Raw genomic sequence first — 23,952 nt, 5'->3', positions numbered from 1 at the left:
GACGCACGGCGGAAGAAGGCGCTCCGCCACCGCTCGGGCCGTCGTCATCGCGCGGGCCATCAGGGCCGGAGCCCGGAGTGCCGCCACCAGGGCCGCCACCGGCCGCATCGTGCCGGGCGATGTACTTCACCCGGATGCCGAGCACGGCCGAGATCGCCTGACGCAGGTCTTCACTGGGCCCCTTGCCGGCAGCGAGCTGCTTGAACTTCGCGACGTCGCCCTGGCTCGAGAACGCGAGCGTGAGCACGTCGTCGTCGAGCGAGACGATGCGGGCGCCGGACGCCAGCATCCACGAGCTGCGGCTGATGTCTTCGAGTCGGCCGAGCACCTGCGGCCACGACGCTCTCATTCGCTCGACCGTGACCGGACCGGCGGGAATCGGCATCTCCGCCGCCGAGGCCGGCGCAGCTGACGGCGGGGCACCGGCAGCAGGTGCCGACGCCGCGGCGGTGGCCGAGGCAGCTCCCGGAGGCGGCGTGACAGCGGCGGACGCTCCGACAGGTTCGGCCGGCGTCGCAGCAGCCGGAGCCGGAGCCTGCGCCTGCGCGGACGGAGCCGGCGCCGGAGCGGCGGGAGCGACCGCGGCAGGAGCGGCAGCAGCGGCACCGCCGAGATCCGGCGCGGCCGGGGCCGCGGCATCCGCTCCCCGCGCCAGCACCCGCGCGACCATGAGCTCGAGCTGCAGCCGGGGCGAGGTGGCGCCGGTCATGTCGTCGAGCGTCGCGATGACGAGGTCGGCGATGCGCGAGAGGCGCGCCGTGCCGAAGGCGTCGGCCTGGCGCTGCATGCGGGCGAGGTCGTCGGCCGAGATGCCGCGCAGCACGGCGGCGGCTCCCTCGCGGGTCGCCGAGACGACGATCAGGTCGCGCAGGCGCTCGAGCAGATCGTCGACGAAGCGCCGGGGGTCCTGGCCGGTCTGCACGACGCGGTCGATCGCGGCGAAGGCGGCCGAGGCGTCGCTCGCACCGAACGCGTCGACGACCTCGTCGAGCAGCTCGGCGTGGGTGTACCCCAGGAGCGCGACGGCGCGAGCGTACGCGACGGTGCCGGAGTCGGAGCCGGCGATCAGCTGGTCCAGGAGCGACAGCGTGTCTCGCGGCGAGCCGCCGCCCGCGCGGACGACGAGGGGAAGAACACCCGGCTCGACCTCGACGCCCTCCTGACGGCACAGCTGCTCGACGTACTCGAGCATGGCGGCGGGCGGGACGAGGCGGAAGGGATAGTGGTGCGTGCGCGAGCGGATCGTGCCGATGACCTTCTCGGGCTCGGTCGTCGCGAAGATGAACTTGACGTGGTCGGGCGGCTCTTCGACGAGCTTGAGCAGAGCGTTGAAGCCCTGCGGCGTGACCATGTGCGCCTCATCGAGGATGAAGATCTTGAAGCGGTCGCGCGCGGGAGCGAACACGGCCCGCTCGCGGAGATCGCGTGCATCGTCGACGCCGTTGTGGCTCGCGGCATCGATCTCGACGACGTCGAGAGACCCGCCGCCGCCCCGGCCGAGCTCGACGCAGCTGTCGCAAGTGCCGCACGGCGTGTCGGTCGGACCTGCGGCGCAGTTGAGGCAGCGCGCCAGGATGCGGGCCGACGTCGTCTTGCCGCAGCCACGCGGCCCCGAGAACAGGTAGGCGTGGCCCACCCGGTCGCTGCGCAGAGCGGTCATGAGCGGCTCGGTGACCTGCGACTGACCGATCATCTCGCCGAAGGACTCGGGCCGGTAGCGACGATAGAGGGCGGTGGTCACCTCCACAGCCTACGGCGTGACCCCGACATCCGAACGAGCCTCAGGCGCTCTCCCCCTCGGCCGTCACACGTCGACGCCGTGCTCCACATCGGCCACGCCGGAGATGATCGGGATCGACGAGGTCACCGTCGGCACGGATGCGGACAGCAGCGAGCCGTCCTCGCGGCGGGCGTCGGCGAGCTCGCGCAGGCTGGGGCGACCGGAGATGACCGGGCCCTGGCCGCGGAGGGCGACGACGACCTCCTCCCCGGGACCGACGATGTACCCCGCGTCGCGCACGCTGAACCCGACGGGGTCGCCGTCGTCGGCGGCGCGCACGCGCAGCTCGTCCCGCGTGAGGGCGATCTGAAGGCGCGTGCCGTGCCAGTGCAGCACGAACTCGAGGGAGGGCCAGTCCGCGGGCAGGCGCGGGTCGAACGAGAGCTCGCCGAAGTGATCGCGCATGCCGCCGAATCCCGACACCAGCGCCGTCCACACGCCGCCGGCCGAGGCCACGTGCACGCCGTCGGAGGCGTTGTGGTGCAGGTCGGCGAGGTCGACGAAGATCGACTGCCGGAAGTACTCCAGGGCGAGGTCCTGGTAGCCGACCTCCGCGGCGAGGATCGCCTGCACCACGGCCGACAGCGTCGAGTCGCCGGTGGTCAGCGGGTCGTAGTACTCGAAGTCGGCGAGCTTGTCCTCTGCTGAGAAGTGGTTGCCCTGCAGGAACAGGGCCAGCACCACGTCGGCCTGCTTGAGCACCTGATACCGGTAGATCACGAGCGGATGGAAGTGCAGCAGCAGCGGCCGCTTGTCGGGCGGCGTGTTCTCGAGGTCCCAGATCTCGCGTTCGAGGAACACGTGATCCTGCGGATGGATGCCGAGGGCCGGGCTGAACGGGATGTGCATCGCCTCGGCGGCCCGCTCCCAGCCCTCCTCCTCGCCGGGCTCGAGTCCCAGGCGCTCCACCATGCGGCGATACACCTCCCCGTCGACCTCCGCCATGTCGCGGACGGTGCGCGCCGCGAAGCGCAGGTTGAAGCGCGCCATGACATTGGTGAAGAGGTTGTCGTTGACGACCGTCGTGTACTCGTCGGGCCCGGTGACACCGTGGATGTGGAACGACTCCTCGCCCGAGCCGTCGACGGAGCGCCAGAAGCCCAGCGTCGCCCACAGCCGGGCCGTCTCCACGGCGATGTCGACGCCCTCCCGGTACAGGAACTCGTCGTCGCCCGTCGCACGGATGTACTTGGCGAGGGCATAGCTGACGTCGGCGTTGATGTGGTACTGCGCGGTGCCGGCGGCGTAGTAGGCCGACGCCTCTTCGCCGTTGATCGTGCGCCAGGGGAACAGCGCCCCCGCCTCGTTCAGCTGGAACGCCCGGCGCCGTGCCGCGGGGAGCATCAGGTACCGCATCCGCAGCGCGTTGCGCGCCCACAGCGGCGTCGTGTACGCCAGGAAGGGCAGCACGTAGATCTCGGTGTCCCAGAAGTAGTGGCCCGAGTAACCCGATCCGGTCATGCCCTTTGCCGGCACGCCCATGCTGTCCGCGCGCGCCGCCGCCTGGGCGAGCTGGAACAGGCACCACCTGGTCGCCTGCTGCAGGTCGTCGTGACCGCCGATGCGCACGTCGGAGCGTTCCCAGAAGCCGTCCAGCCACGCCCGCTGCCGTAGATGGATGCGCTCCACACCCTCGGCGAGGGCGCGATCCAGCGTGCGGCGACCGCGGTCGACCAGCTCGCGCGCCGGCACGCCTCGTGAGGTGTGATAGCTGACGAGCTTCGTCACCCGTGTGGGCACCCCCGCCTTGGCCTGCACGCGGAACACGTTCTTCGCGATGTCGGGCTCGACGAGCGTGCGGGCGGTGTACTCGTTGTCGGTCTCGACGAGGTGATCGGCGACGACGGCGAGCGTCATCTCGGACTCGGTGACCTTGTACGACAGCGCCGAGCGCAGCTTGTCCTGCCAGTACTCCTGCGGCTGCAGCACCCGCTCCGAGATCCGCTCCGCCTTCCGCGGGTCGAAGCCCGCCTTGCGCGGCGCGCTCGGGGTGCCGCCGTAGACGTCCTCGCCGTCCTGCCGGTTGATGATCTGACAGCTCACCGTGACGGGCGCGTCGGCGTTGAGCACCGTCACCTCGACCGACATCAGCGCGAGATGCTTCTCTTCGAAGGACACCAGCCGCTCGCTGTCGATGCGCACGTGCTTTCCCGATGGCGTCACCCACAGGATGTGGCGGCGCAGCACGCCGTCGCGCATGTCGAGGGCGCGCTCGTACTCGTCGACCTCGGCGACGTCCAGCGACAGCGGCTCGTCGTCGACGTAGACGCGCATGACCTTCGCGTCGGGCGCGTTGACGATCGTCTGCCCCACCTCGGCGAAGCCATACGCCTGCTCGGCGTGCCGGATCGGGAACGTCTCATGGAAGCCGTTGATGAAGGTGCCGTGCTCGTGCGCGAAACGGCCCTCCGGATGATTGCCGCGCATGCCGAGGTAGCCGTTGCCGACAGCGAACAGCGTCTCGGTGACGCCGGCGTCCTCGATGCTGAACGAATTCTCGACGAACCGCCACGGGTCGACGGGGAACCGGTCGCGATCCATCATCGGGCGAACTCCTTGAGATCCTTCACCACGACGTGCGCTCCGGCGTCGCGCAGTTCCTGCTCGCCCGCGCCGCGGTCGACGCCCACGACGAGACCGAACCCGCCGGCGGCCGCGGACTCGACACCGCTGATGGCGTCTTCGACGGCGGCGCTGCGCGCGGGGTCGACCCCCAGCATCCGTGCAGCCTCGACGAAGACATCCGGAGCGGGCTTGGACCGCAGGTGATCGCGCTCCGCGATGACGCCGTCCATCACGACCGGGAAACGATCGCGGATGCCGGCGACGTCGAGCACCTCCTCGGCGTTCTTCGAGCTCGAGACGACGGCGACTGGCGTTCCCGACGCGACGAGCTCATCCAGCAGCTGCAGCGAGCCGGGGTACGCGGCGATGCCGTCGGCGCGCAGGACCCGCTCGAAGACGAGGTTCTTGCGGTTGCCGATCCCGCACACGGTGTCGGCGCTCGGCGAATCGGACGGTTCACCCCACGGCACCTCGACGTCGCGCGAGCGCAGCAGCGCGGCCACGCCGTCATAGCGCTTCTTCCCGTCCAGGTGGTCGAAGTAATCCCGCTCGCTGTACGGCGGGGTGATGTCCCACGCGGCGAAGAGCTCCTCGACCATCGTCTGCCACGCGTGCATGTGCACCTCGGCGGTCGGCGTCAGCACGCCGTCCAGGTCGAACAGGACGGCATCGTACGAAGAGAGGTCGGGGAGCTGGGGCGGCGGGGTTGGGGCGTCCATGGGCACCTTCCAAGGGTATCGACCCGGTTGTTACGTGCGTGCGACGCTCAGCGTCTGACGCGCGATCTCGAGCTCCTCGTCGGTCGGCACGACCAGGACGGTCACCGACGAGGAATCCGTCGAGATGATCCGGATGCCGCGGCCGCGCTCCGCGTTGCGCTCGGGGTCGATCTCGACCCCCGCGAAGCCGAGGGTCTGCAGCGTCGCGGCCCGCACGAGCGGCGCGTTCTCGCCGACCCCGGCGGTGAAGGAGATGACGTCGGCACCGCCCAGCTGCGCGAGATAGGCACCGGCGTACGCGCGTAGCCGATGGATGTACACGTCGAACGCGAGGCGCGCATGCTCATCGCCGCGATCGATGCCGGCGAGGACGTCCCGCAGATCGTTGGAGCCTGCCAGCCCCAGCAGCCCGCTCCGCTTGTTCAGCAGATCGTCGAGCTGATCGATCGACATGCCCGCGCGCCGCGCGAGATGGAACAGCGCAGCGGGGTCGATGTCGCCCGACCGGGTGCCCATCACGAGTCCCTCGAGCGGAGTGAAGCCCATCGACGTGTCGACCGAGCGGCCGCCGTCGATCGCCGTGACCGACGCGCCGTTGCCGAGGTGGAACACGATCTGCCGGAGCTCATCCAGCGGCCGGCCGACGAAGACCGCGGCGGCCTCGCTGACGAACTTGTGCGACGTGCCGTGGAATCCGTAGCGCCGCACACGGTGGGAGGCGGCGACCTCGCGATCGATCGCGTAGGTGTACGCCGCGGGCGGAAGGGTCTGATGGAAAGCGGTGTCGAAGACGGCGACGTGCGGCACGCCCGGGAACGCCTGCTTCGCCGCGACGATGCCGGCGAGGTTGGCGGGGTTGTGGAGCGGCGCCAGGACCGACAGCTCGTCGATGTTGATCTCGACCAGCGGAGTGATCACCGTCGGCTCGAAGAAGCGCGCTCCCCCGTGCACCACCCGGTGCCCGACGGCGACGGGCGCGTGGTCCTCGAGCGACGGTCCGTCGGAGGCGAACGCGTCGAGCATGACCTGGAACCCGGCCGTGTGATCGGGGATGGGCAGCTCGCGGGTGCGTGTCGCGTCGACCACGGTGGGCGCGGGGCCGTCGGGCGCGGCCAGCGCCGCGGCATGGACGGTGTGCCGAGCGATGCCGAGCCCGGTCCCCGAGCCTGTCGACGCGCCGATCCGCTCGACGAGCCCGGACGCCAGCGTCGACTCGGTGTCCATGTCGAGCAGCTGATACTTGAACGAGGACGACCCGCTGTTGATCACGAGGACCGGTGTCATGCGACGCCCCCGACTTCCTCCGGTCGTCGTCTCAACGACCGGCCTCCTGCGCCTGGATCGCCGTGATGGCGATCGTGTTGACGATGTCGTCGACGAGAGCGCCGCGCGACAGATCGTTGATGGGCTTGTTGAGCCCCTGCAGCACCGGGCCGATCGCCACGGCTCCCGCCGAACGCTGAACCGCCTTGTACGTGTTGTTGCCGGTGTTGAGGTCGGGGAAGACGAACACCGTCGCCCGTCCGGCGACCTCCGACCCCGGCATCTTCGCGGCGGCGACAGCGGCGTCGGCTGCCGCGTCGTACTGGATGGGCCCCTCCACGAGAAGCTGCGGCGCCCTCTCGCGGACGAGCCCCGTGGCCTTCCTCACCTTCTCGACGTCGGCGCCCGACCCGGACTCGCCGGTCGAGTACGACAGCATCGCGATACGCGGATCGATGCCGAACTGGGTGGCCGTGGCGGCAGACGAGATCGCGATGTCGGCGAGCTGCTCGCTGGTGGGATCGGGGATGACGGCGCAGTCCCCGTAGACGAGGACGCGGTCGGCGAGCGCCATCAGGAACACGCTCGAGACGACCGAGACCCCGCGCCTCGTCTTGATGATCTCGAAGGCCGGCCGGATGGTGTGGGCCGTCGTGTGCATGGCTCCTGACACCATGCCGTCGGCGAGTCCCAGATGCACCATGAGCGTGCCGAAGTACGACACGTCGGTCACGGTATCGGCCGCCTGCGCGAGGGTGACGCCCTTGTGCGCGCGGAGACGCGCGTACTCCTCGGCGAACTTGTGGACGTGGACGGCATCGAGCGGCGAGAGCACCTCGGCGGTCTGGATGTCGACCCCGAGCTCGATCGCACGCGCCCGCACCTCGAACGGCTCGCCCAGGATCACCACGTCGGCGATGCCGCGCTTGAGCACCGTCGCGGCGGCGCGCAGCACCCTGTCGTCGCCGCCTTCGGGCAGGACGATGCGCTTGCGCTGCGCGCGCGCCCGCTCGATGAGCTGGAACTCGAACATCAGGGGCGTCACCACCGTGGCGCGCGCGACCCCGAACGCGGCCAGCAGCTCGTCGGTGTCGACGCTCTGCTCGAACAGCGCGAGGGCGGTGTCGTAGCGTCGCTGCGAGTCGGCGGCGAGCCGCCCTCGCGCGCTCATGATGCGCACCGCGGTCTCGTAGGTGCCGTGCTCGGTCGTGATGATCGGGACGTTCGAAGCCAGGCCGTCGAGCAGCCGGGTCACCGGCTCGGGCAGTTCGAACCCGCCGTTGAGCACGATGCCCGAGATCGAGGGGAACGTCCCCGACGCATTGGCGAGGAGGGTCGCCAAGAGAACCTCCGACCGATCGGCGGGGATCACCACGACCGCCCCTTCCAGGAGGCGGGGCAGCACGTTGACCATCGACATGCCGGCGACCACCACGGCGAGCGCCTCGCGCGTGAGCCGGTCGGGGTCGCCAGCGAGCATCTCGCCGTCGACGGCGCGCATCACACCGCGGATCGAGGGAGCGACCAGGTACCTGTCTTCCGGGATCGCCCAGACCGGCACGCCGCCATCGGCGCCGGCTGCCGCCGCCACACCGGCGCGCGAGTCGTCGAGGGCACGGCGGATGGCGGCGATCGTCTCGTCGGCCCGCACCGGATCGGCGCGGTTGGCGACGACCGCGAACAGCTGCGCGCGGCCGTGCTCGAGTTCGGCGAGCGCCAGGTCGGCGATCTGGCCCATCTCGGCGGGTGTCCGCGCCAGCGACGAGCCGAGCTGCTCGGGCTGCGTCTGCCCCTGAGCCGACCGCCCGCCGAGCACGAGCAGCACCGGAGCGCCCAGGTTGGCGGCGATCCGCGCGTTGTAGGCAAGCTCGGCCGGGCTGCCGACATCCGTGTAGTCGCTGCCGACGATCACGACGGCGTCGCACTGGGACTCGACGGCCTTGTAGCGTTCGACGATCGTCGCGAGCGCGGCATCCGGATCATGGCGCACGTCGTCATAGGTGACGCCCACGCAGTCGTCGTACGGCAGGTCGACTCCGTCGTGGTCGAGCAGCATCTCGAGCACGTAGTCGCGCTCGACCGTCGACCTGGCGATCGCGCGGAAGACGCCCACGCGCGGCGTCGCGTGGCTGAGCGCATCCAGGACGCCGAGAGCGACGGTGGACTTGCCCGAGTGACCTTCTGCCGACGTGATGTAGATGCTCCGAGCCACGCACCCACCCTATGGGCGGGCCGGATGCCGCGGCGAGGCCGATGCGAGTCGCACAGGAACCCCATAGGGGCGTCGTCGCTACACTCCCGAGCATGACCGACCCGCGCCCTGGCATCGACATCCCCGACCACCGCGGCCGCACCGGCCTCGATGCCACGGGGCGTGACCTGACCGGCAACCCGGACGTGCGGATCACCGATGTCGAGCTGCTCGCCGCCGGATGGCATGTGCTGCGTCGCACGACGCTGGAATACCGCGGGCCCTCCGGGGAGTGGGAGACCCAGCAGCGCGAGACCTACGACCGCGGCAACGGGGCCACGGTGCTCCTGTACGACCCCGCGCGCCGATCCGTGCTGCTCACGCGTCAGTTCCGGTACCCGGTCTACGTCAACGGGCATCCCGACGGCATGCTGATCGAGACGGCGGCGGGTCTGCTCGACGAGGACGATCCCGTCACCGCCATCCGGCGCGAGGCCGCGGAGGAGACCGGCGTCGAGATCGGCGACATCACCCATGTGTGGGACGTGTTCATGAGTCCCGGTTCGGTGACCGAGCGCATCCACTTCTACGCTGCCGCGTACGACGGCGCCTCGCGCTCCGGCCGGCGCGGCGGGCTGGCCGAGGAGGGCGAGCACATCGAGCTGCTCGAGCTCGACATCGACGAGGCGCTCGAGATGGTCCGTGACGGGCGTGTGCAGGACGCCAAGACGATCATGCTCCTGCAGTGGGCGGTGCTCGACGGGCCGTTCGCGGGCCACGGCCGCGGGATCGCCCGGGAAAAGTAAGACTCTCCGCGAACCCGGCAGAGCCCGGTTACCCTTGCTACGTTTCCGTCCTGGGGGAGTTGGCCTGGATGCCGCCTCGCGGAGAGCTGCGTCCAGTCTAACCCGCCCGCGCTGCGCTCCGCGTCCAGGGTTCTCCCAGTGCCGCACCCCCGCGCGCGCGATTAGGATCGAACCGTGGGCGAGGGAGCTCACGCTCACCCGCCGGCCCGCCCGCTCCGGGCGGAACAGGAGGCCTCGATGGTCGATACCGCGACGACGGATGCCGCGTCTCAGAGCCAGGACGCACCGGAGGGGTCCGGAAAGCTGAACGCCGAGGGCTTCGCTCACGTCACCGACGCGATCCTCGATGCGGTCGGCAGTGTGATCGACGGCAAGCCCGATGCCGTGCGCAGCGCGGTGGTGTGCCTGCTGGCCGAGGGCCATCTGCTCATCGAGGACGTCCCCGGCGTCGGCAAGACCATGCTCGCCCGGGCACTGGCGACCTCGGTCGACGCGACGGTCCGCCGCATCCAGTTCACGCCCGACCTGCTGCCCGGCGACGTGACCGGAGTGAGCGTCTTCAACCCGGTCGACCGCGAGTTCGAGTTCAAGCCCGGGGCGATCTTCGCCCAGATCGTGATCGCCGACGAGATCAACCGCTCCTCCCCCAAGACGCAGTCGGCGCTGCTGGAGGCGATGGAGGAGCGTCAGGTCACCGTCGACGGGCACACGCACTTCGTCCCCGAGCCGTTTCTCGTCGTGGCCACGCAGAACCCTCTCGAGATGGAGGGAACCTACGCCCTCCCGGAGGCGCAGCGCGATCGCTTCATGATGCGCATCTCGATGGGCTACCCCGACGCCCGATCCGAGGCGCTCATGCTCCGCCAGCGCGACGCCGTGAACCCCCTCGACGAGCTTCGGCCCGTCGTGTCGGCCGATCAGGTCTCGGGGCTGGTCGCCTGGGCCCGCGCGGTGCACGTCGCCCCCGCGATCGAGGACTACGCCGTCGCGCTGTCGCAGGCCACCCGGTCGCACACCGATCTGCGCCTGGGCGCGAGCCCGCGTGCGACCCTCCAGCTGATCCGCGCCGCGAAGGTCTGGGCTGCCCTCGACGGGCGCGGATTCGTCATCCCCGACGACGTCACCGCTCTCCTCATCCCCGTCTTCGCACACCGCCTCATCCCGACGCGCTCGGCGGGCGGATCGAGAGCCCGCACGGCCGCCGACGCCATCTCCACGATCCTCGAGCGCATCGCCGCCAGCGTGCGCGTGCCGATCGCCGCCCGCCAGTGAGACGATGAGCGCAAGATGAGACGCCTGTGGCCGCTGACCATCCGGGGAACGGGCGCGGTCGCCCTCGCCATCGCCTGCTTCATCGTCGCGAACGAGGTCGGGATCAGCGAGCTGATGTACTTCGGCATCCTTCTGCTGGCGGTGGTCGCCGCGAGCGTGTGCTCGCTCTACATCGGCCGGCGGTCCGACGTCGTGACCCGGTCGCTCGTCCCTGACGTCGCGTCGGTGGGTCGCGAGACCGTCGTCTCGGTGCGGATCGGCGTGCGCACCGCTGTGCCCACGCCTCCCGGCATCTGGCAGGACACCCTTCCCGCCGGCCTGCGCGGCAAGGCGCAGGGACCGTTCCCTGCGCTCGGCTCCGGACTTCGCGGCGGGGAGCGCGTGATCGACCTGACCTATACGGTCACCGGCGCGCGCCGCGGGGTGCATTCCCTCGGGCCGCTCACCGTCCGCTCCACCGACCCGTTCGGGCTCGCGCGGCGCACCATGGTCTTCGGCCGGCGGACGCCGGTCACGGTCGCGCCCGCGGTGGTCGAGCTGTCAGCGCTCGTCGACTACGCCGGCGCCACCGGCGGCACTCTTCATACGACGACGAATCAACTCGGTCAGGGCGCCGACAACCTCGTCGCGCGACCTTACGCGCCGGGCGACTCGATGCGCCGGATCCACTGGCGGGCCACCGCGCACCGCGACGCGCTGATGGTGCGGCAGGAGGAGCAGGAGTCCACACCCGAGGCCACGGTCGTGCTCGATCGCGCGGCGCTGCGGTGGTCGATCGATGCACTGCAGGCGCCGGGAACGGATCCGGGATTCGAAGCGGGAGTGTCGGCGTGCGTGTCGGCGGTGTCGCGGCTCGTGCATGACGGCTACGGCGTCGAGGTCCTCGACAGCGACGGCACGGTGCTCGTCGAGAGGATCGACGGCGGCGACATGACCGAGGTCGAGGCGATGCTCGTGCAGTTCGCCACCGTGACCGCACGCCGCGACGACAGCCTGCCGCGGCTGTCACGCCTTTTCGCCGGCATCTCGACGGGACCCGTCGTGCTCATCGTGGGGCGGCTGGACCCGGCGGATGCCGACGCCATCGGCCCGGTCGCCCACCACAGCACGCTGCCGCTGGTGCTGGCCGCCACGCCGGTCGGAGACGCCCTCGACCGGGCTGCCGATCACGGCTGGAACGTCGCCGCGCTCGATCCGGACGGCGACATCGGAATCGCCTGGGCCGGCGCGGTCGGACGGGGAACGCGTCATGTCCTCGCGTAGCGCCGCCGACGGCGCGCGCACGCCCGGCAGAGTCAAGCGCGGCGGTGAGCGGCTGCTGGCGACCGCGGTCCTCGCCGCGCTGGTGGCCGCGCTCCTGCCGGTCGCCCGCGTGATCGAATCCGGGCCGTGGCTCGTCGGAGCGCTCACGCTGTCGGTGACCGTCCTCGCGGCCGGTTACACCGCGCGCCGCTTCGCCCTCCCCGCGGTCGCGGTGACGCTGATCGAAGCCGCGGCGTGGGTGGTCTTCATGACGGTGGTGTTCCTGCGCGACACCGCCTTCCTCTGGATCATCCCGAGCTTCGACACCTTCCGCGCCGTGCCGCGACTGGTCGCCACGGCGTCGGAAGAGATCACCCTCGGCGCTGCCCCGCTCGAGCCCACGACGGCCCTCGCCTTCATGGTGGTGGGCGCGATGGGGCTCCTGACCATCGTGATCGACCACGTGGTGGTGACGGCGCGGATGCCGCTGCTGGCCGCGGTCGGGATCGTCGCGGTGTCGCTCATCCCCTCGATCGCCGTGCCCGGAGAGGTCGACCTCATCGGGTTCGTCTTCCTCGCCGTCACGATCCTCTTCCTCATCCGGGCCGAGACGCGCTCGCGCGAGCGCCCCGTCGAGCAGGAGGCGGAGCGGACCGCCGGAGTGCCGGCGACCGCGGTGGGCATCGCCGCGATCGCGATCGTGGTCTCTGTCGTGGCGACGCCGCTGCTGCCGCAGCCGGTCGCCCGCGCGGGCACCGGCCTCGGGCCGGGGCCGGGCATCGATGCGACCCTCCAGCTCGGCGACGACCTGCGTCGTCCGCAGGAGGTCGAGGTGCTCCGGGTGCGCACCGACTCGCCGAGCGTGCCGTACCTGCGCGCCACCACGCTGTCGACCTTCGACGGCGAGGTCTGGGAACCGGATCGCGGGCAGAGCGTGGCGCTCGACAGCGAACGTGCTCTGGGCGAGATCGCCGTGGACACCGACATCCGCCTCGCTGACTACACCACGTCGGTCGACGTCATGAACCTCGAGTCCCCCTGGGCACCGGTGCCGTTCCCTGCGGTGTCGGTCGACGGACTCGACGGCACGTGGGGCGCCGTACCGATCAATCGCACGATCGTGGCGCGCACGGGATCGACGCAGGGGCAGTCCTACGAGGTCGTCTCGAGCTCGCCCCGCCCCACTCTCGAGCAGATGCGCGTGAGGAGCGCCGGGACGCAGCAGGTGCGGGACGAGACGACCGCGCTCCCGGACGACATCCCGCCGATCATCGGCGAGCTCGCACTCGAGGTGACAGCCGGTGCGACCAACGACTACGACCGCCTGATCGCGCTGCAGCGCTGGTTCCGCGGCGGAGATTTCCAGTACTCGCTCGAGGCGCCGGTCGAGGAGGGCTTCGACGGCAGCGGCGCCGAAGCCGTCGCGCAGTTCCTCGAGCAGCGCCAGGGATACTGCATCCACTTCGCGTCGGCGTTCGCGCTGATGGCGCGCACCATGAACATGCCGTCGCGCATCGTCGTCGGTTACCTGCCGGGTGAGCCGACCACCGAGGCGATCGACGCGCAGCCCATCTACTCTGTGTCCAGTTCCCAGCTGCACGCGTGGCCCGAGGTCTACTTCGAGGGCGTCGGCTGGGTGGCGTTCGAACCGACATCGGGGCTGGGCGTGCCCACCTCGTTCGCCCCGGCGGCGGCGCTGCCCGGCGCGACCGACGACCCGGCAGCGACGACCCCGCGATCGACGCCTACGCCCACAGGGCCCGCGGGCCTCGATGAGACCGACGCCGATGAACAGCGGGGCGGCACGGCGAGCGGGCAGTCCGGCACCACCGCCGACCCGCTGCCGGTGATGGGCGTCCTGCTGCTGACGATCGTGGTGCTCTCGCTGCCCTTCCTCTTCCGCGAACTCCGCCGGCGACAGCTCGACACCGCGGCCCGCCGTGGCGATGCCGCCGCGGCCTGGCAGGCGGTTCAGGATGCCGCGATCGATGTGGGCATCGCCGTCCCGGCGAGCGAGTCGCCTCGCGCCTTCGCTCAGCGCCTCATCCGCGAGCACGGGGTGCCCGCGAGCGAGATGAACGTCGTGCTCATCGCGATCGAGCGCGTCAGCTACTCTCGCGCAGGCACCCGGTCGTACTGGATGGGCGATGCCTCCGCCGAGGCGGCGGCGTCCGTCAGGGCGGCGCTGCTGGCGTCGGTTCCGCCCGCGCGCCGACTGCTGGCGCTTCTCGCGCCGCGCTCGCTCGTCATCCGCCCCGGAAGCGTCTACGCCGACGGCGCCGCGGTGAAGGTGCGGTAGCGGCGTCGGGTAGGATGGTCGCTGGCCCTCCGGGGCTGCTGGAGGATTCGCCTAGTGGCCTATGGCGCACGCTTGGAAAGCGTGTTGGGTGCAAGCCCTCAGGGGTTCGAATCCCCTATCCTCCGCCGCTCCGATCCCAGTGGTTTCAAGGGATTTTCCGTCCGCCGAAGTCGCGTGACACACCTACTGGCACAGTTAAGGCCGATTTCGACCCCTCTAGAGGCCTGATTTTCCGCGGATGGCCGTCCGTGTGGAACAGGCCTGTTGCGACATGGTTGGCTCATGTCACCGGTGGCGCTAGCGGTTTTCGGACACGTTTTCATGAAGGAGACGCCACTGACGGCGGGCGCGCCTTCACTCCGACGCCGAGAGTGTAGCGATCCACCCGGGCTCCAGCGCCAACCCGGAATTTCGATGCTTCTATGTGTGTCAAGTTCACTGGCGGCGTGGTCGAGGCGGGTCGAGCGCGGCGATCGCTCCTTCGGCGGCCGCAAGTTGCGGGGCTGTCGGGAACGCGGTTGATGGGAGATCATTCCGATGTGGGTGCTGACGGTGCGACTGGGGATGTGGTGGTGACTTGCTCTTGCTGTGAGCGGGCATATCCGCGCCGGAAGGTGCACGCCCTGCGCGAGCGCGGTGCGTACCTGTGCCGGCGGTGCGGGCTGTGGATCGCTTTGCGTCCCCGGCGCGATCACCCCGAGTAGTCGCGACGGTTGCCGGGATCCCCCCTCCGACGGCGAGAGGGTAGCGGGGAGGAGACGCCTCCGTTCCTGTCGTTCGCTCTTTGCAGACTCCGCTCTCCGCTGCGCTGCGAGCTCCGCTTATCAACCGCTCACTCGGGCACTGCGTCGTCCCCGCCCCGCGTGATCAGCTAATTGTCGAAGCGAGGGTGGAGCTCGGGGCCGGATCAGGAGCGAGTCGTCGAGCGCGTTGAGGGTGCGGTAGAGGCGACGGGCGAGGTAGCGCTTGATGCCGCGTCTGATCTCGCGTCGAATGCGTCCCTCGGCCAGGCGCTTGTCGAGGTAGGCCTTCGTGCCAGGATCGCGACTCATCCGAGTGATCGCGAAGAAGCGAGTTCGGTGAAGATCTCTTTCAGTTCGCGACTGGTCTGCCGCAGGACGCCACCGCGTTGACCTTGCCCGTGGCAGGGTGGACGCATGAACGTCGAGTTCGACGTGATTATCGTCGGCGCGGGACCCAGCGGGCTGATGGCCGCGGTCTGTCTCGCTACACGCGGCGCACGGATCGTGGTGATCGACCATAAAGAAGGAGCCACTCGGGAATCTCGCGCGCTCGCGTTGCAGGCGAGATCGCTGGAACTCTTCGACCAGCTGGGGATGTCGCGTCAATTCCTCGCTGAAGCTTCCCCCGCACCGGCGGTGTGCCCCGGTTACGGTCGTCGGACCTTCGGCTCACTCTCATTTACCGGTATGGGGGAGAAACTGACGCCATACCCGGGTCTGTTCATCCTGGAACAGAGCAGAACCGAGCGGATCCTCGGAACGGCGCTACTGGAGCGCGGCGGTGAAATCCGATGGGGACGCCGGATGCGTGAGCTCCGCAACCTCGGCGACGAAGCGGTCCTGGTAGTGGCGGAGGGCCCGGCGGGCAGGGAGAAGATCCAGGGCAGGTGGTGCATCGGCGCGGATGGGGCGTCCTCGGCGGTTCGCAAAGCGCTGGGGGTCGCCTTCGACGGTGTGACCAACCGGCTGTCCTTCTTCGTCGCCGACGCCCTCGACGCCACCGGCCTCGTGCCCGGCGCGATTAACATGCGGATCCATGGAGACGACTTCGTTCTCGGATTTCCGATGGGAGAGCGTGGGCATTTCCGGATTCTAGGGCTCGCTGGCGCCCCCGACACGGTTCCTATCGCGGACCTAGAGCAGATGATCCAGGGGCGGCTCGAGAGAGGGTTCGGGATCCGCTATTCAAAGTCGGCATGGTTCTCGCGTTACCGCGCTCACCATCGGCTCGCCGAGCACTTCCGCGTCGGCCCAACCTTCCTCATCGGGGATGCAGCTCATGTGCACTCCCCTGTGGGCGCGCAGGGCATGAACACCGGGTTGCAAGATGCGCATAATCTGGCGCTCAAGCTTGCCGACGTCATCTGTGGACAGGCCGCGCCATCATCCCTCGAGCGATACGAGCTCGAGCGTCAACCCGTGGCGGCGATGCTCGTCAAGACGACGGATGCTGCGTTTGTACGGCTGACATCGCGGAGCCACCTTGCGCGTTTCATACGAGACCGCGTCGTCCCCGTCATCGCGCCGCTCGCCCTACCGATCATGCCGCGGTTGATCGGTGGCGAGCGCCTGTTCGGCTATCTGTCTCAGACTCGCATCCGATATCGAATGCCGATTTCCGGCGAGCGTGATGCAGCCGTCGGCCGGCGCTTGCCGTGGTCGGGAGACAACTACCCCGCACTCCGCAGCCTGAGCTGGCAGGTGCACGCCTATGGAGCTGAGGCGACTGCCGCTGCGAAGGTGGCCGGCGCAATGGGTGTGAATCACTTCTCCTTCGATTCAGATCCGCATCAGCGGTTGTCTCCTACTCGGCTGTACCTCGTGCGACCAGACGGCTTCGTGGCGGCCGCCGCGCGCCCGGAAGACGCTGTCGAGACCTTCCAGGCGGCGAAGGACGCATTGACCGCGTGAGGGCCGCAACCCCCTTCGCCCTGCTGACCACGGGCCCGCCATGCACCTCCGTCAGGTCGTGCTCAGTACCGATCCGTCAACGCGAGTGGGGGCGAGCAACTCCCCCACCAGGTCCGCGGCGCCGCGCTGAAGGGTCCGCACCGCATGTGAGTACGTGTTCAGAGTCGTCTGAATATCGGCGTGACCGAGCCGCTCCGACACGATCTTCGGATGCACGCCGGCGCGCAAGAGCAACGTCGCATGCGTATGCCGCAGTTCGTGGAGGTGAAGCCGGTCGAGATCGGGGTGCGCGTCCGCGGCTTTGTTGACCCGCTCCCGCCACTGCCGCGAGAACTGCGTCGGGTTGTGAGGTCGCCCGAACTTGTTGCAGAAGATCAGCTGCTCACCCCTGGCAAGCTCGGGCGCCACCGCGCGCAGGAGATCGCGCTTCGTCAGCAGCGCATGGGCTAGTCGGGCATCGATGTCGACGTTGCGCACACGACCACTCTTGGTCTGGCGGAAGTCGATGATCGGCTTCTTCCCGGCTTCCTTCACGTACGACATCGCGCGGGCGATGGTGATGACGTTGTTCTCGAGGTCGACATCCTTCCACCGGAGGCCAAGGATCTCGCCGCGGCGCATTCCGGTGCCGAGCAGTGTCAGCCACGCGAGCCAAAGGTAGTCGCCGGTGGACTGCGACCACTCCAGGAACAGCCGAGCATTCTCGGCCGACCAGGTCATCATCTCCGGCGGCGCCGCGTCGATCTTGGTCGGCGGCGAAGCGCGCTTGGCGGGATTCAGCCTGATGAGTCCGTCTTCGAGCGCGTGCTGCAGGATCTGCGACACCAGCACATGGACGTGGCGAATGGTGGCCGGCCCCAGCGGCTCACCAAGGTGCCCGCGGTCCTTCCGACCATCACGCTCGAGCTGTCGGTAGAAGCGGTTGAGCTGATCCTTCGAGATATCGCTCAGCGGCGTGCGCCCGAGCGATGAGCTCTCCACGTGGACGCGGAAATGCTTCCGGTAGCCGGCGAGAGTGGTGGGGCGCACCCGCAGACCGTCGAAATACTTCGCGGAATATCCGTTGAGGGTCTCGCGCGTCTGCTCAACGTGAGTGCCACGGCGGATATCGACCTGAATCTCCGTAAGCACTTCGCGTGCGCGGCGCTCGCTCTCGAAGCCTCGACGGAATCGTCGGACGAACTCGCCATCCGGGCGAACGACCCAGTACGCGATTCGAAACCGGGTCTCCCCGGACGGTGTGACGTACGCGGAGACTGTACCGTCGTGATTCACTCGTCGCGCCACGCTGCATCCCTAGTTGATCGACGGCCCGCTGGGTGTGGGGCCGTGGCCTCCGGTGATCGGACCGGTTGCCTCGGCATCCGGAAGTCTGATGCCCGCCGCGAGCCCGTCGATGCGCGCACGATTCATGAGACGGGTGGCGGTGCTCTGACTCACACTCAGACAGTCGGCGACCGTCTTCAAGGGCGGGAGGTTAACAGCCGCGGCGAGTCGGTAGATCACCGCGGCGTCATTCACGTTCTCAGCCGCTGTTCGCTCCGACCGCTCGCGCATGCGCCTAAGGTACGCCGCACCGGACTCGGACCGCTGGGCGCCGTCGACGACTGTGGAGACCTTCAAGCCCGAGGCCTGCAACGCTGCCTGCACGCGAACCTCCCGCAACGTGAGGCTGGTCACCTCATCACCCTCGCCCTCGCGCTCGACGCTCACCACCGATGCGGCGCCGCGGCCGAGCCGGCGGTCGAACGCGACGTGCACACGGATGGTGCCGGGCACATCCGGCTCGCCGCGGAGAACAGCAGTCCACGATCGCGGCACGCTGACGCCGTTCCCGACGTCGACTCGCTCGTCGCTCACGTCGGCGGTTCCCAGCTGCACCATGCGCCCAGTATCTCAGGCGCAAGAATGCTGAACAAGGTATGACATGACGCATTCTTGACACATCTGGCTCACATCGGTGCTACGGTGTGGGCGTGCGCTGACATACGTGGCTCAGGAAGGACCGATCATGAACAAGTCAGAGACCTCACTCGCGCTCACCTACAAAGACGCCGCCGCCCTTGTCGGCGTCGAGTACCGAACGATCAAGGCCGGCGTCGAGCGGGGCACCATTCCGAGCGTTCAACTCGGGCCGCGACGGATGATTCCCCGCGCCGGACTCTTGCGAGTCTTCGGCGTCGAAGGCTGACCCCAGCGGATCGCGATCGTGGTCGACGCCAGGCTCCCCGCAGAATGGCTCGGGAGCATCCGCATCGACAATCTGAGCGATCGGGCCTTCCGGGTCTTGGCGGGCGCTCTTATGTGGTGCAACGGTCAGGGCACGGACGGAGCTGTGCCGGACAGATACACCAAGTACCTGCATCCGGACGGAGACGACCCATCCGCCTTCGACGAACTCGAGCGCGCCGGGCTCTGGGAACGAACCCCCGAACGGTTCCAGCTCAAAGGCTGGTCCATAGATCTGCGACAGTCGACCGCAGAGGAAGTGTCCCGGTACCGGGAAGCGGCACGACGTCGTCAGAAGGCGTACCGCGACCGCCAGCGCCGTACTCCGTTCGTGGAGCCGACCGACCTTAGCGAGACTCGGTCACCGACGGGTGACGTCACGCGTGACGGAACCCGTCACGTCACAGCGGACGTAGGCTCCGGCTCCTTAATCGACTCCCCAAAGGAGAGGGCCTACGAACGGCATAACGTCACGCATAACGCGGACTCCCCCTACTGCCCCATGCACCCCGTCGGTACTCCGCTACCGTGCGGTGCCTGTGCGCGTGCCAGGACCGCCTTCGAGGCCCAGCAGCAGGGAGCGCGGCGCCGGGGGTGGGACTGCTCAATCGACGGGCACAAGCTCGTCGCCGACGGCTCGTGCGCAGTCTGCTCCCTGCGCCCTCGGCGGTCGGCGTGAACAGTGCTTCGATGCGGCGGAACTAGTTTCGGCGGGCGGCTCATCCGCCAGGCCTCGCACCTGCTGGGCGATCGCATCGCGAAGGCCCCGTACTCCCTCGAGGTCCCATGATTCCGGATTGGGGAACTCCCATTCGACCAAACGTCCCGCTACCGGGGAAGGCAAGGCGAGACCAGGTTTCATCGTCACGACGATGTCGGCGGTGGTCAGGTCTGACGCGGTCACTCGGCGCGGCCGGGCGGCCGACGTGTCGATGCCGATCTCGTTGAGCGCCTCCGCGACGGTCGGGTTGATCTCGTCCGCGGGGTTCAGGCCGGCGCTGTCGGCGATGAACCGACCGGGCGCGATGTGGGTGAGCAGATGCGCGCCGAGTTGCGAGCGTCCGGCGTTGTGCTGGCAGATGAACAGCACCGTGGGCGGCGCGCTCATGCGGGCACCGCCGCGGCCGTGTGCGCACGAGACCAGGCCTGAGTGGCCGCCTGCACCGCGTCCCATGGCGACCCGAGCGGAGGGGTGTAGGACAGGTCGAGGTCGCTGACCTGCGCCACGGTGAGTCCCGCGAAGAGAGCCGTGGCATACGTGTCGACGCGCTTGGCGGTCTCGGTCCCGAGTCGCCCCACCAGCTGTGCACCGAGGAGAAGGCCGCTCTCGGTGTCACCGGTGATGCGGATGCTGATCGGCTGCGCGCCGGGGTAGTACCGCTTGTGGTCGTCGGCGACGGACTGGGTGGTCGAGGGCAGGTAGCCGGCTGCTGCGGCCTCGTGCTCGCGCAGCCCGGTGCGCGCGGCCACGACGTCGAACACCTTCACGACCTGCGTGCCCACCGACCCGGCGAACCGGGCGCTTCCTCCGATGGCGTTCTCACCCGCCACGCGCCCCTGCTTGTGCGCTGTGGTCCCCAGCGGCAGGTAGGTCGTGCCGAGGAGGCGGTGGTGTGTGATCACGCCGTCGCCGGCGGCGAACACGTTCGGGATGCCGGTGCGCATGTGCTCGTCGACCATCACGGCTCCACCGGCGCCGAGGGTGGCGCCCGCCTGCTCGAGGAGGGTCGTGTTGGGTCGGACGCCGACGACGGCGAGCACGAGGTCGACGGTGAAAGTGATGGGAGCACCGCCGCGCTCGGCGTGCACCGTGACACCGGCATCCGTCTTCTCCACCGCGTGAACCGTCGTGCCGGTGTGGACCTCGACACCGTGGCGCACCAGCTCCGTGTGCACGGCACCGGCCAGCTCGGGATCGAGCGTCGACAGCACCTCCGTGCCGCGCTGCAATTGCGTGACGTGGATGCCGCGGCCGGTGAAGCCTTCGGCCATCTCCAGGCCGACGTAGCCGGCGCCGATGATGAGGGCGGTCTTCGGGTCTCGTTCGTCGAGGTGCCGCTCGAGAGCGAAGGTGTCGCCTATCGAGTGGATGACGTGCACGCCGTCATCCGGCCCGAGCGAGTCGAGCCCTCGGATGCCGGCGAACGCGGGGAGCGCGCCGGTGCCCACGATCAGCTCGTCGTAGGAGAGCGACGATTCACCGGACGCGTCTTGGACGTTGAGCCGGCGGGCTCCCGCGTCGATCCGGGTGGCGAGGGTGTCCAGACGAAGCGTCATGCCGGTCGCCTCGAGGTCCGCGTGGGTCCGGTGGGCCAGCGACTGCCACGGCTGCACGTCGCCGGAGAAGTAGTACGGGATGCCGCAGATCGAATAGTTCGGGTAACTGTCGGCGACCACGACGGTCACGTCGACGGAGGGGTCGAGTTCCCGGGCGCGGAGCGCTGCGGAGATCCCCGCGTCGCTTCCACCGATGGCAACGATGTGCATGTTTCGATCCTTATCTGGAGCGGTGAGAGAAGACGGCGTGCTGAACGTTGGGCTGTGGTGCCTCGCGGTTGCGACGCCGCCACTGGGTGGTCCGTTGGCTCACCCGAGTGAATCGAGCTCGTCTTGTGCCAGAAGGACTTGCTCCTCCGTCAGCGGCACGAATAGCGCTCGTTCTGCAATGTCCAACGCGTTCTCTACGTAGAAGTCGACGAATGCCTTCACCTGTGGCTTGTTCGCGAACGAATCGTTGTTGACGTAGATGAACAGCGGGCGACTGAGCGGTGCATAACTGCCGTTCTGGACGGTTTCGAGGCTCGGTGACACGCCATCAACCGCCACCGCAGCGATGTCGCCCTCGTTCTCCTCTACGTAGCTGAGACCGAGGAAGCCGATGGCACCGATGTCCTTGCGCACTCCGGCGACGGTGTGGTCGTCGTCCTCGGAGGCGCTGTAGTCCGCACGGATGGCTCCTTCTTGCCCGGTGATGGCCGCGGTGAAAAAGTCGAGCGTTCCGGAGTCGCTGCCCGGACCGAAGAGCACGAGCGGCTCGTCGGGAAACGCGGGGTCCACCTGATTCCAGTTGGTGATTTCAGCTTCAGCGTTCGGCGCCCAGATGGCGGCGAGTTGCTCGACGGTCAGATCTGTCGCCCAGTCGTTCTCCGGATTCACGATGACCGAGAGTCCGTCATTGGCTACAACGATCTCTGTGAAGTCGATGCCCGCGTCAGCGCACCTCGAGATCTCGTCGTCGGAGATCGGGCGGGAGGCGTTCGAGATGTCGGTATTGCCCGAGCAGAAGGAGCGGAATCCGGCAGTCGTGCCGGTCGAGGTGTTCTTGATGTCGACATCGGGTTCGATACCGACGAAAAGATGACGTGCTGCTCCAGTCAGCGGCGCGACCGTTGAGGAGCCGTCCGCGAGAACCGTGCCGGCGAGCCCCTCCGAATCCGCTCGTGATTCGCCACCGCACGCGGTTAACAGCAGCACGACCGAGATCGTCGCCCCAGCCGTCATGAGGGCCTGTGACCGTTGCGTCGCTCTCGAAAGCCGCGACCGCGCCTGCCGAGCGCCCATCATCGAGCTGCGGTCGGCAAGATATCGGCAACGAGCGCCTCGATGCGCGCGCGGATATCATCCCTGATCGGCCGCACTGCGTCGATATCCTGGCCGGCCGGGTCGTCAAGCTCCCAATCCTCATACCGCTTGCCCGGGAAAATCGGGCACGCATCGCCGCAGCCCATGGTGATCACGACGTCCGACTCCCGGACGGCGTCGACCGTCAGGATCTTCGGGATGTTGGTGCTGATGTCGATGCCCTCTTCGGCCATCGCCTCCACAGCCACCGGGTTGATCGTGTCCTTCGGCGCCGACCCCGCGGAGAGGACCTCGACGTCATCCCCACCCAGGGCGCGAAGGTATCCGGCGGCCATCTGCGACCGGCCGGCGTTATGGACGCAGACGAAGAGGACAGTGGGTTTGTCGACCATGAGGATCTCGCTTTCTCTTAGCGAAAGCATAGACCACGATCTATTATTTACGTCAACCGTCAGGTCGTCGGTAGCAACTCCGCGAGAAGGCCGCGCACGCGCTCTTCGATGTCGTCACGGATCTCGCGCACCCGGTCTAGTGACTTGCCCACGGGATCCTCGATGTCCCAGTCGAGGTAGCGGCGACCCGGGTATACGGGGCAGGCGTCACCGCAGCCCATGGTGACCACGACGTCGGCGGCGCGCACAGCTTCGTCCGTGAGCGGCTTAGGAAACTCCCCGCCGAGGGGCACGCCGATCTCGTCGAGCGCTGTGATGACCGTGTGGCGTACATCCGATGCCGGTGCCGAGCCGGCCGTGTTCACGACCACTTTGTCGCCGGTGAGCTGTCGAAGGATGCCCGCGGCGAGTTGCGAGCGGCCGGCGTTCTGGACGCAGACAAAGAGCACGGCGGGGACATCCGCAGTCAGGGACTGCGTCCGGTACAGCGACTCGAGTCGGGCGGCGGCGAAGGCCGCCGTTCGGCTGGCGAGCATCGGCGAGAGCGACTCGCGGGCAAGGAGCTCGTAGCTCTCCGCGACGTTGGCGCGAATCGTCTCGGCACTGAAGGTGCCGCGAAAGCGGGTCTCGAGGTCGCTGGCGATCCGCTCAAGGTCCGGCGAGGATGATCGCGGACCGTGGCCGAGGAGGGCGTCAACGCGATCGGCGTGCTCAGGGGCAACGGAATACCAGACGCGTCGGCCCTCGGGCTCACGCACGACGACGCCGTCCTCGTGCAGCGTCTTCATGTGATGACTGACCGTCGGTTGCCGGAGGTCGAGCGCTGCGGCAAGCCGACCGACAAGCTCCCGCCCATCCTCGGACTCGCGAATCAATCGAAGTATCCGCGCGCGAGTGGGATCCCCCAGGGTGGTGAGGTTTCCGGCATCCGCGGGCCGATTCATAGATACCAACCTAT

General features: G+C 68.8%; 18 protein-coding genes, 1 tRNA gene, 1 other RNA gene and 1 pseudogene. 7 read left to right on the top strand and 14 right to left on the bottom strand.

All coding sequences use genetic code 11. The features are described from left to right. The 5 genes from WYM_RS01250 to pta form a co-directional block, all read right to left on the bottom strand. The coding region (locus WYM_RS01250; protein WP_026059448.1) for a DNA polymerase III subunit gamma and tau at window positions 1–1,741 on the bottom strand (1,741 nt) is incomplete at its 3' end. A 63-nt stretch (window positions 1,742–1,804) separates the two neighbouring features. After that, window positions 1,805–4,324: a glycoside hydrolase family 65 protein gene (locus WYM_RS18950; protein WP_040568924.1), complete on the bottom strand. Its 2,520-nt coding sequence runs from the start codon at window positions 4,322–4,324 to the stop codon at window positions 1,805–1,807. Beyond that, the gene (locus tag WYM_RS01240; RefSeq protein ID WP_019179003.1) at window positions 4,321–5,064 is read right to left on the bottom strand and encodes an HAD family hydrolase; all 744 of its coding nucleotides are present in this window, start codon (window positions 5,062–5,064) and stop codon (window positions 4,321–4,323) included. The genes WYM_RS18950 and WYM_RS01240 overlap by 4 nt, the downstream gene beginning before the upstream one ends. A gap of 30 nt (window positions 5,065–5,094) precedes the next feature. Continuing rightward, window positions 5,095–6,348, bottom strand: coding sequence for an acetate/propionate family kinase (locus WYM_RS01235; protein ID WP_019179002.1), 1,254 nt, complete (start codon window positions 6,346–6,348; stop codon window positions 5,095–5,097). Between the two features lie 31 nt (window positions 6,349–6,379). Next, window positions 6,380–8,539 (bottom strand): phosphate acetyltransferase, encoded by a 2,160-nt coding sequence (gene pta / locus WYM_RS01230; RefSeq protein WP_019179001.1) that lies wholly within the window; start codon window positions 8,537–8,539, stop codon window positions 6,380–6,382. Between the two features lie 92 nt (window positions 8,540–8,631). Between pta and WYM_RS01225 the strand changes: the two genes are divergently transcribed. After that, window positions 8,632–9,324 carry an NUDIX domain-containing protein gene (locus tag WYM_RS01225; RefSeq protein WP_019179000.1) on the top strand — a complete coding sequence of 231 codons (693 nt, stop codon included), beginning with the start codon at window positions 8,632–8,634 and terminating at the stop codon, window positions 9,322–9,324. On the opposite strand, the gene ffs is transcribed toward WYM_RS01225, so the two are convergent. Beyond that, an RNA gene (ffs, locus tag WYM_RS21340) (signal recognition particle sRNA small type) lies at window positions 9,319–9,415 on the bottom strand. The genes WYM_RS01225 and ffs overlap by 6 nt on opposite strands. Before the next feature lie 146 nt (window positions 9,416–9,561). Between ffs and WYM_RS01220 the strand changes: the two genes are divergently transcribed. The 4 genes from WYM_RS01220 (at window position 9,562) to WYM_RS01205 (ending at window position 14,262) form a co-directional block, all read left to right on the top strand. After that, the gene (locus tag WYM_RS01220; RefSeq protein WP_019178999.1) at window positions 9,562–10,596 is read left to right on the top strand and encodes an AAA family ATPase; all 1,035 of its coding nucleotides are present in this window, start codon (window positions 9,562–9,564) and stop codon (window positions 10,594–10,596) included. A gap of 15 nt (window positions 10,597–10,611) precedes the next feature. After that, window positions 10,612–11,859, top strand: a complete 1,248-nt coding sequence (locus tag WYM_RS01215) for a DUF58 domain-containing protein (protein ID WP_019178998.1) — start codon at window positions 10,612–10,614, stop codon at window positions 11,857–11,859. Then, complete coding sequence (locus WYM_RS01210; RefSeq protein WP_019178997.1) at window positions 11,846–14,137, top strand: transglutaminaseTgpA domain-containing protein; 2,292 nt, start codon at window positions 11,846–11,848, stop codon at window positions 14,135–14,137. The genes WYM_RS01215 and WYM_RS01210 overlap by 14 nt, the downstream gene beginning before the upstream one ends. Window positions 14,138–14,177: 40 nt before the next feature. Further along, window positions 14,178–14,262 (top strand) — tRNA-Ser (locus WYM_RS01205). Between the two features lie 798 nt (window positions 14,263–15,060). Here the strand turns inward: WYM_RS01205 and WYM_RS22115 are convergent. Next, window positions 15,061–15,198: pseudogene (locus WYM_RS22115) on the bottom strand (IS110 family transposase); the annotation flags it as partial. Between the two features lie 96 nt (window positions 15,199–15,294). Between WYM_RS22115 and WYM_RS01200 the strand changes: the two are divergent. Further along, window positions 15,295–16,791 carry an FAD-dependent monooxygenase gene (locus WYM_RS01200; RefSeq protein WP_019178996.1) on the top strand — a complete coding sequence of 499 codons (1,497 nt, stop codon included), beginning with the start codon at window positions 15,295–15,297 and terminating at the stop codon, window positions 16,789–16,791. A 51-nt stretch (window positions 16,792–16,842) separates the two neighbouring features. Here the strand turns inward: WYM_RS01200 and WYM_RS01195 are convergent, their stop codons facing one another. Together WYM_RS01195 and WYM_RS18945 are read right to left on the bottom strand one after the other, a co-directional pair. Further along, window positions 16,843–18,078: a site-specific integrase gene (locus WYM_RS01195; protein WP_157524771.1), complete on the bottom strand. Its 1,236-nt coding sequence runs from the start codon at window positions 18,076–18,078 to the stop codon at window positions 16,843–16,845. Between the two features lie 9 nt (window positions 18,079–18,087). Further along, on the bottom strand, window positions 18,088–18,675 hold the full coding sequence (locus WYM_RS18945) for a hypothetical protein (protein WP_019178994.1): 588 nt from the start codon (window positions 18,673–18,675) through the stop codon (window positions 18,088–18,090). 127 nt (window positions 18,676–18,802) lie between these two features. On the opposite strand from WYM_RS18945, the gene WYM_RS01185 reads away from it, so the two are divergent. Beyond that, window positions 18,803–18,982 (top strand): helix-turn-helix domain-containing protein, encoded by a 180-nt coding sequence (locus WYM_RS01185; protein WP_019178993.1) that lies wholly within the window; start codon window positions 18,803–18,805, stop codon window positions 18,980–18,982. Window positions 18,983–19,624: 642 nt separating this feature from the next. On the opposite strand, the gene WYM_RS18940 is transcribed toward WYM_RS01185, so the two are convergent. The 5 genes from WYM_RS18940 to WYM_RS01160 all read right to left on the bottom strand — a co-directional run bounded on the left by WYM_RS18940 (window position 19,625) and on the right by WYM_RS01160 (window position 23,938). Next, window positions 19,625–20,128, bottom strand: coding sequence for a low molecular weight phosphatase family protein (locus WYM_RS18940; protein WP_019178992.1), 504 nt, complete (start codon window positions 20,126–20,128; stop codon window positions 19,625–19,627). Then, window positions 20,125–21,507, bottom strand: coding sequence for an FAD-dependent oxidoreductase (locus WYM_RS01175; protein ID WP_019178991.1), 1,383 nt, complete (start codon window positions 21,505–21,507; stop codon window positions 20,125–20,127). The genes WYM_RS18940 and WYM_RS01175 overlap by 4 nt, the downstream gene beginning before the upstream one ends. Window positions 21,508–21,606: 99 nt before the next feature. Then, entirely contained in the window at window positions 21,607–22,521 is a 915-nt protein-coding gene (locus WYM_RS01170; RefSeq protein ID WP_019178990.1) for a PstS family phosphate ABC transporter substrate-binding protein, read from the bottom strand. Window positions 22,522–22,580: 59 nt separating this feature from the next. After that, a complete protein-coding gene (locus WYM_RS01165; RefSeq protein WP_026059447.1) occupies window positions 22,581–22,994 on the bottom strand; it encodes an arsenate reductase ArsC in 414 nt (137 codons plus the stop codon). Between the two features lie 59 nt (window positions 22,995–23,053). Beyond that, window positions 23,054–23,938, bottom strand: a complete 885-nt coding sequence (locus WYM_RS01160; RefSeq protein ID WP_083866109.1) for a metalloregulator ArsR/SmtB family transcription factor — start codon at window positions 23,936–23,938, stop codon at window positions 23,054–23,056. Window positions 23,939–23,952 lie beyond the last annotated feature (14 nt).

This window comes from Microbacterium yannicii PS01, from assembly GCF_000304335.1.
Classification (GTDB): domain Bacteria; phylum Actinomycetota; class Actinomycetes; order Actinomycetales; family Microbacteriaceae; genus Microbacterium; species Microbacterium yannicii_A.
Note: the sequence above shows the minus strand (reverse complement) of the source record. Positions and strands in the feature narration are given on the sequence as shown.

Excerpts from the sequence above, each read along its gene's own strand:
- WYM_RS18950 (WP_040568924.1), bottom strand. The coding sequence starts at position 4,324 with ATGATGGATCGCGACCGGTTCCCCGTCGACCCGTGGCGGTTCGTCGAG.
- WYM_RS01240 (WP_019179003.1), bottom strand. The coding sequence starts at position 5,064 with ATGGACGCCCCAACCCCGCCGCCCCAGCTCCCCGACCTCTCTTCGTAC.
- WYM_RS01235 (WP_019179002.1), bottom strand. The coding sequence starts at position 6,348 with ATGACACCGGTCCTCGTGATCAACAGCGGGTCGTCCTCGTTCAAGTAT.
- WYM_RS01225 (WP_019179000.1), top strand. The coding sequence starts at position 8,632 with ATGACCGACCCGCGCCCTGGCATCGACATCCCCGACCACCGCGGCCGC.
- WYM_RS01220 (WP_019178999.1), top strand. The coding sequence starts at position 9,562 with ATGGTCGATACCGCGACGACGGATGCCGCGTCTCAGAGCCAGGACGCA.
- WYM_RS01215 (WP_019178998.1), top strand. The coding sequence starts at position 10,612 with ATGAGACGCCTGTGGCCGCTGACCATCCGGGGAACGGGCGCGGTCGCC.
- WYM_RS01210 (WP_019178997.1), top strand. The coding sequence starts at position 11,846 with ATGTCCTCGCGTAGCGCCGCCGACGGCGCGCGCACGCCCGGCAGAGTC.
- WYM_RS01200 (WP_019178996.1), top strand. The coding sequence starts at position 15,295 with ATGAACGTCGAGTTCGACGTGATTATCGTCGGCGCGGGACCCAGCGGG.
- WYM_RS18945 (WP_019178994.1), bottom strand. The coding sequence starts at position 18,675 with ATGGTGCAGCTGGGAACCGCCGACGTGAGCGACGAGCGAGTCGACGTC.
- WYM_RS01185 (WP_019178993.1), top strand. The coding sequence starts at position 18,803 with ATGAACAAGTCAGAGACCTCACTCGCGCTCACCTACAAAGACGCCGCC.
- WYM_RS18940 (WP_019178992.1), bottom strand. The coding sequence starts at position 20,128 with ATGAGCGCGCCGCCCACGGTGCTGTTCATCTGCCAGCACAACGCCGGA.
- WYM_RS01175 (WP_019178991.1), bottom strand. The coding sequence starts at position 21,507 with ATGCACATCGTTGCCATCGGTGGAAGCGACGCGGGGATCTCCGCAGCG.
- WYM_RS01170 (WP_019178990.1), bottom strand. The coding sequence starts at position 22,521 with ATGACGGCTGGGGCGACGATCTCGGTCGTGCTGCTGTTAACCGCGTGC.
- WYM_RS01165 (WP_026059447.1), bottom strand. The coding sequence starts at position 22,994 with ATGGTCGACAAACCCACTGTCCTCTTCGTCTGCGTCCATAACGCCGGC.
- WYM_RS01160 (WP_083866109.1), bottom strand. The coding sequence starts at position 23,938 with ATGAATCGGCCCGCGGATGCCGGAAACCTCACCACCCTGGGGGATCCC.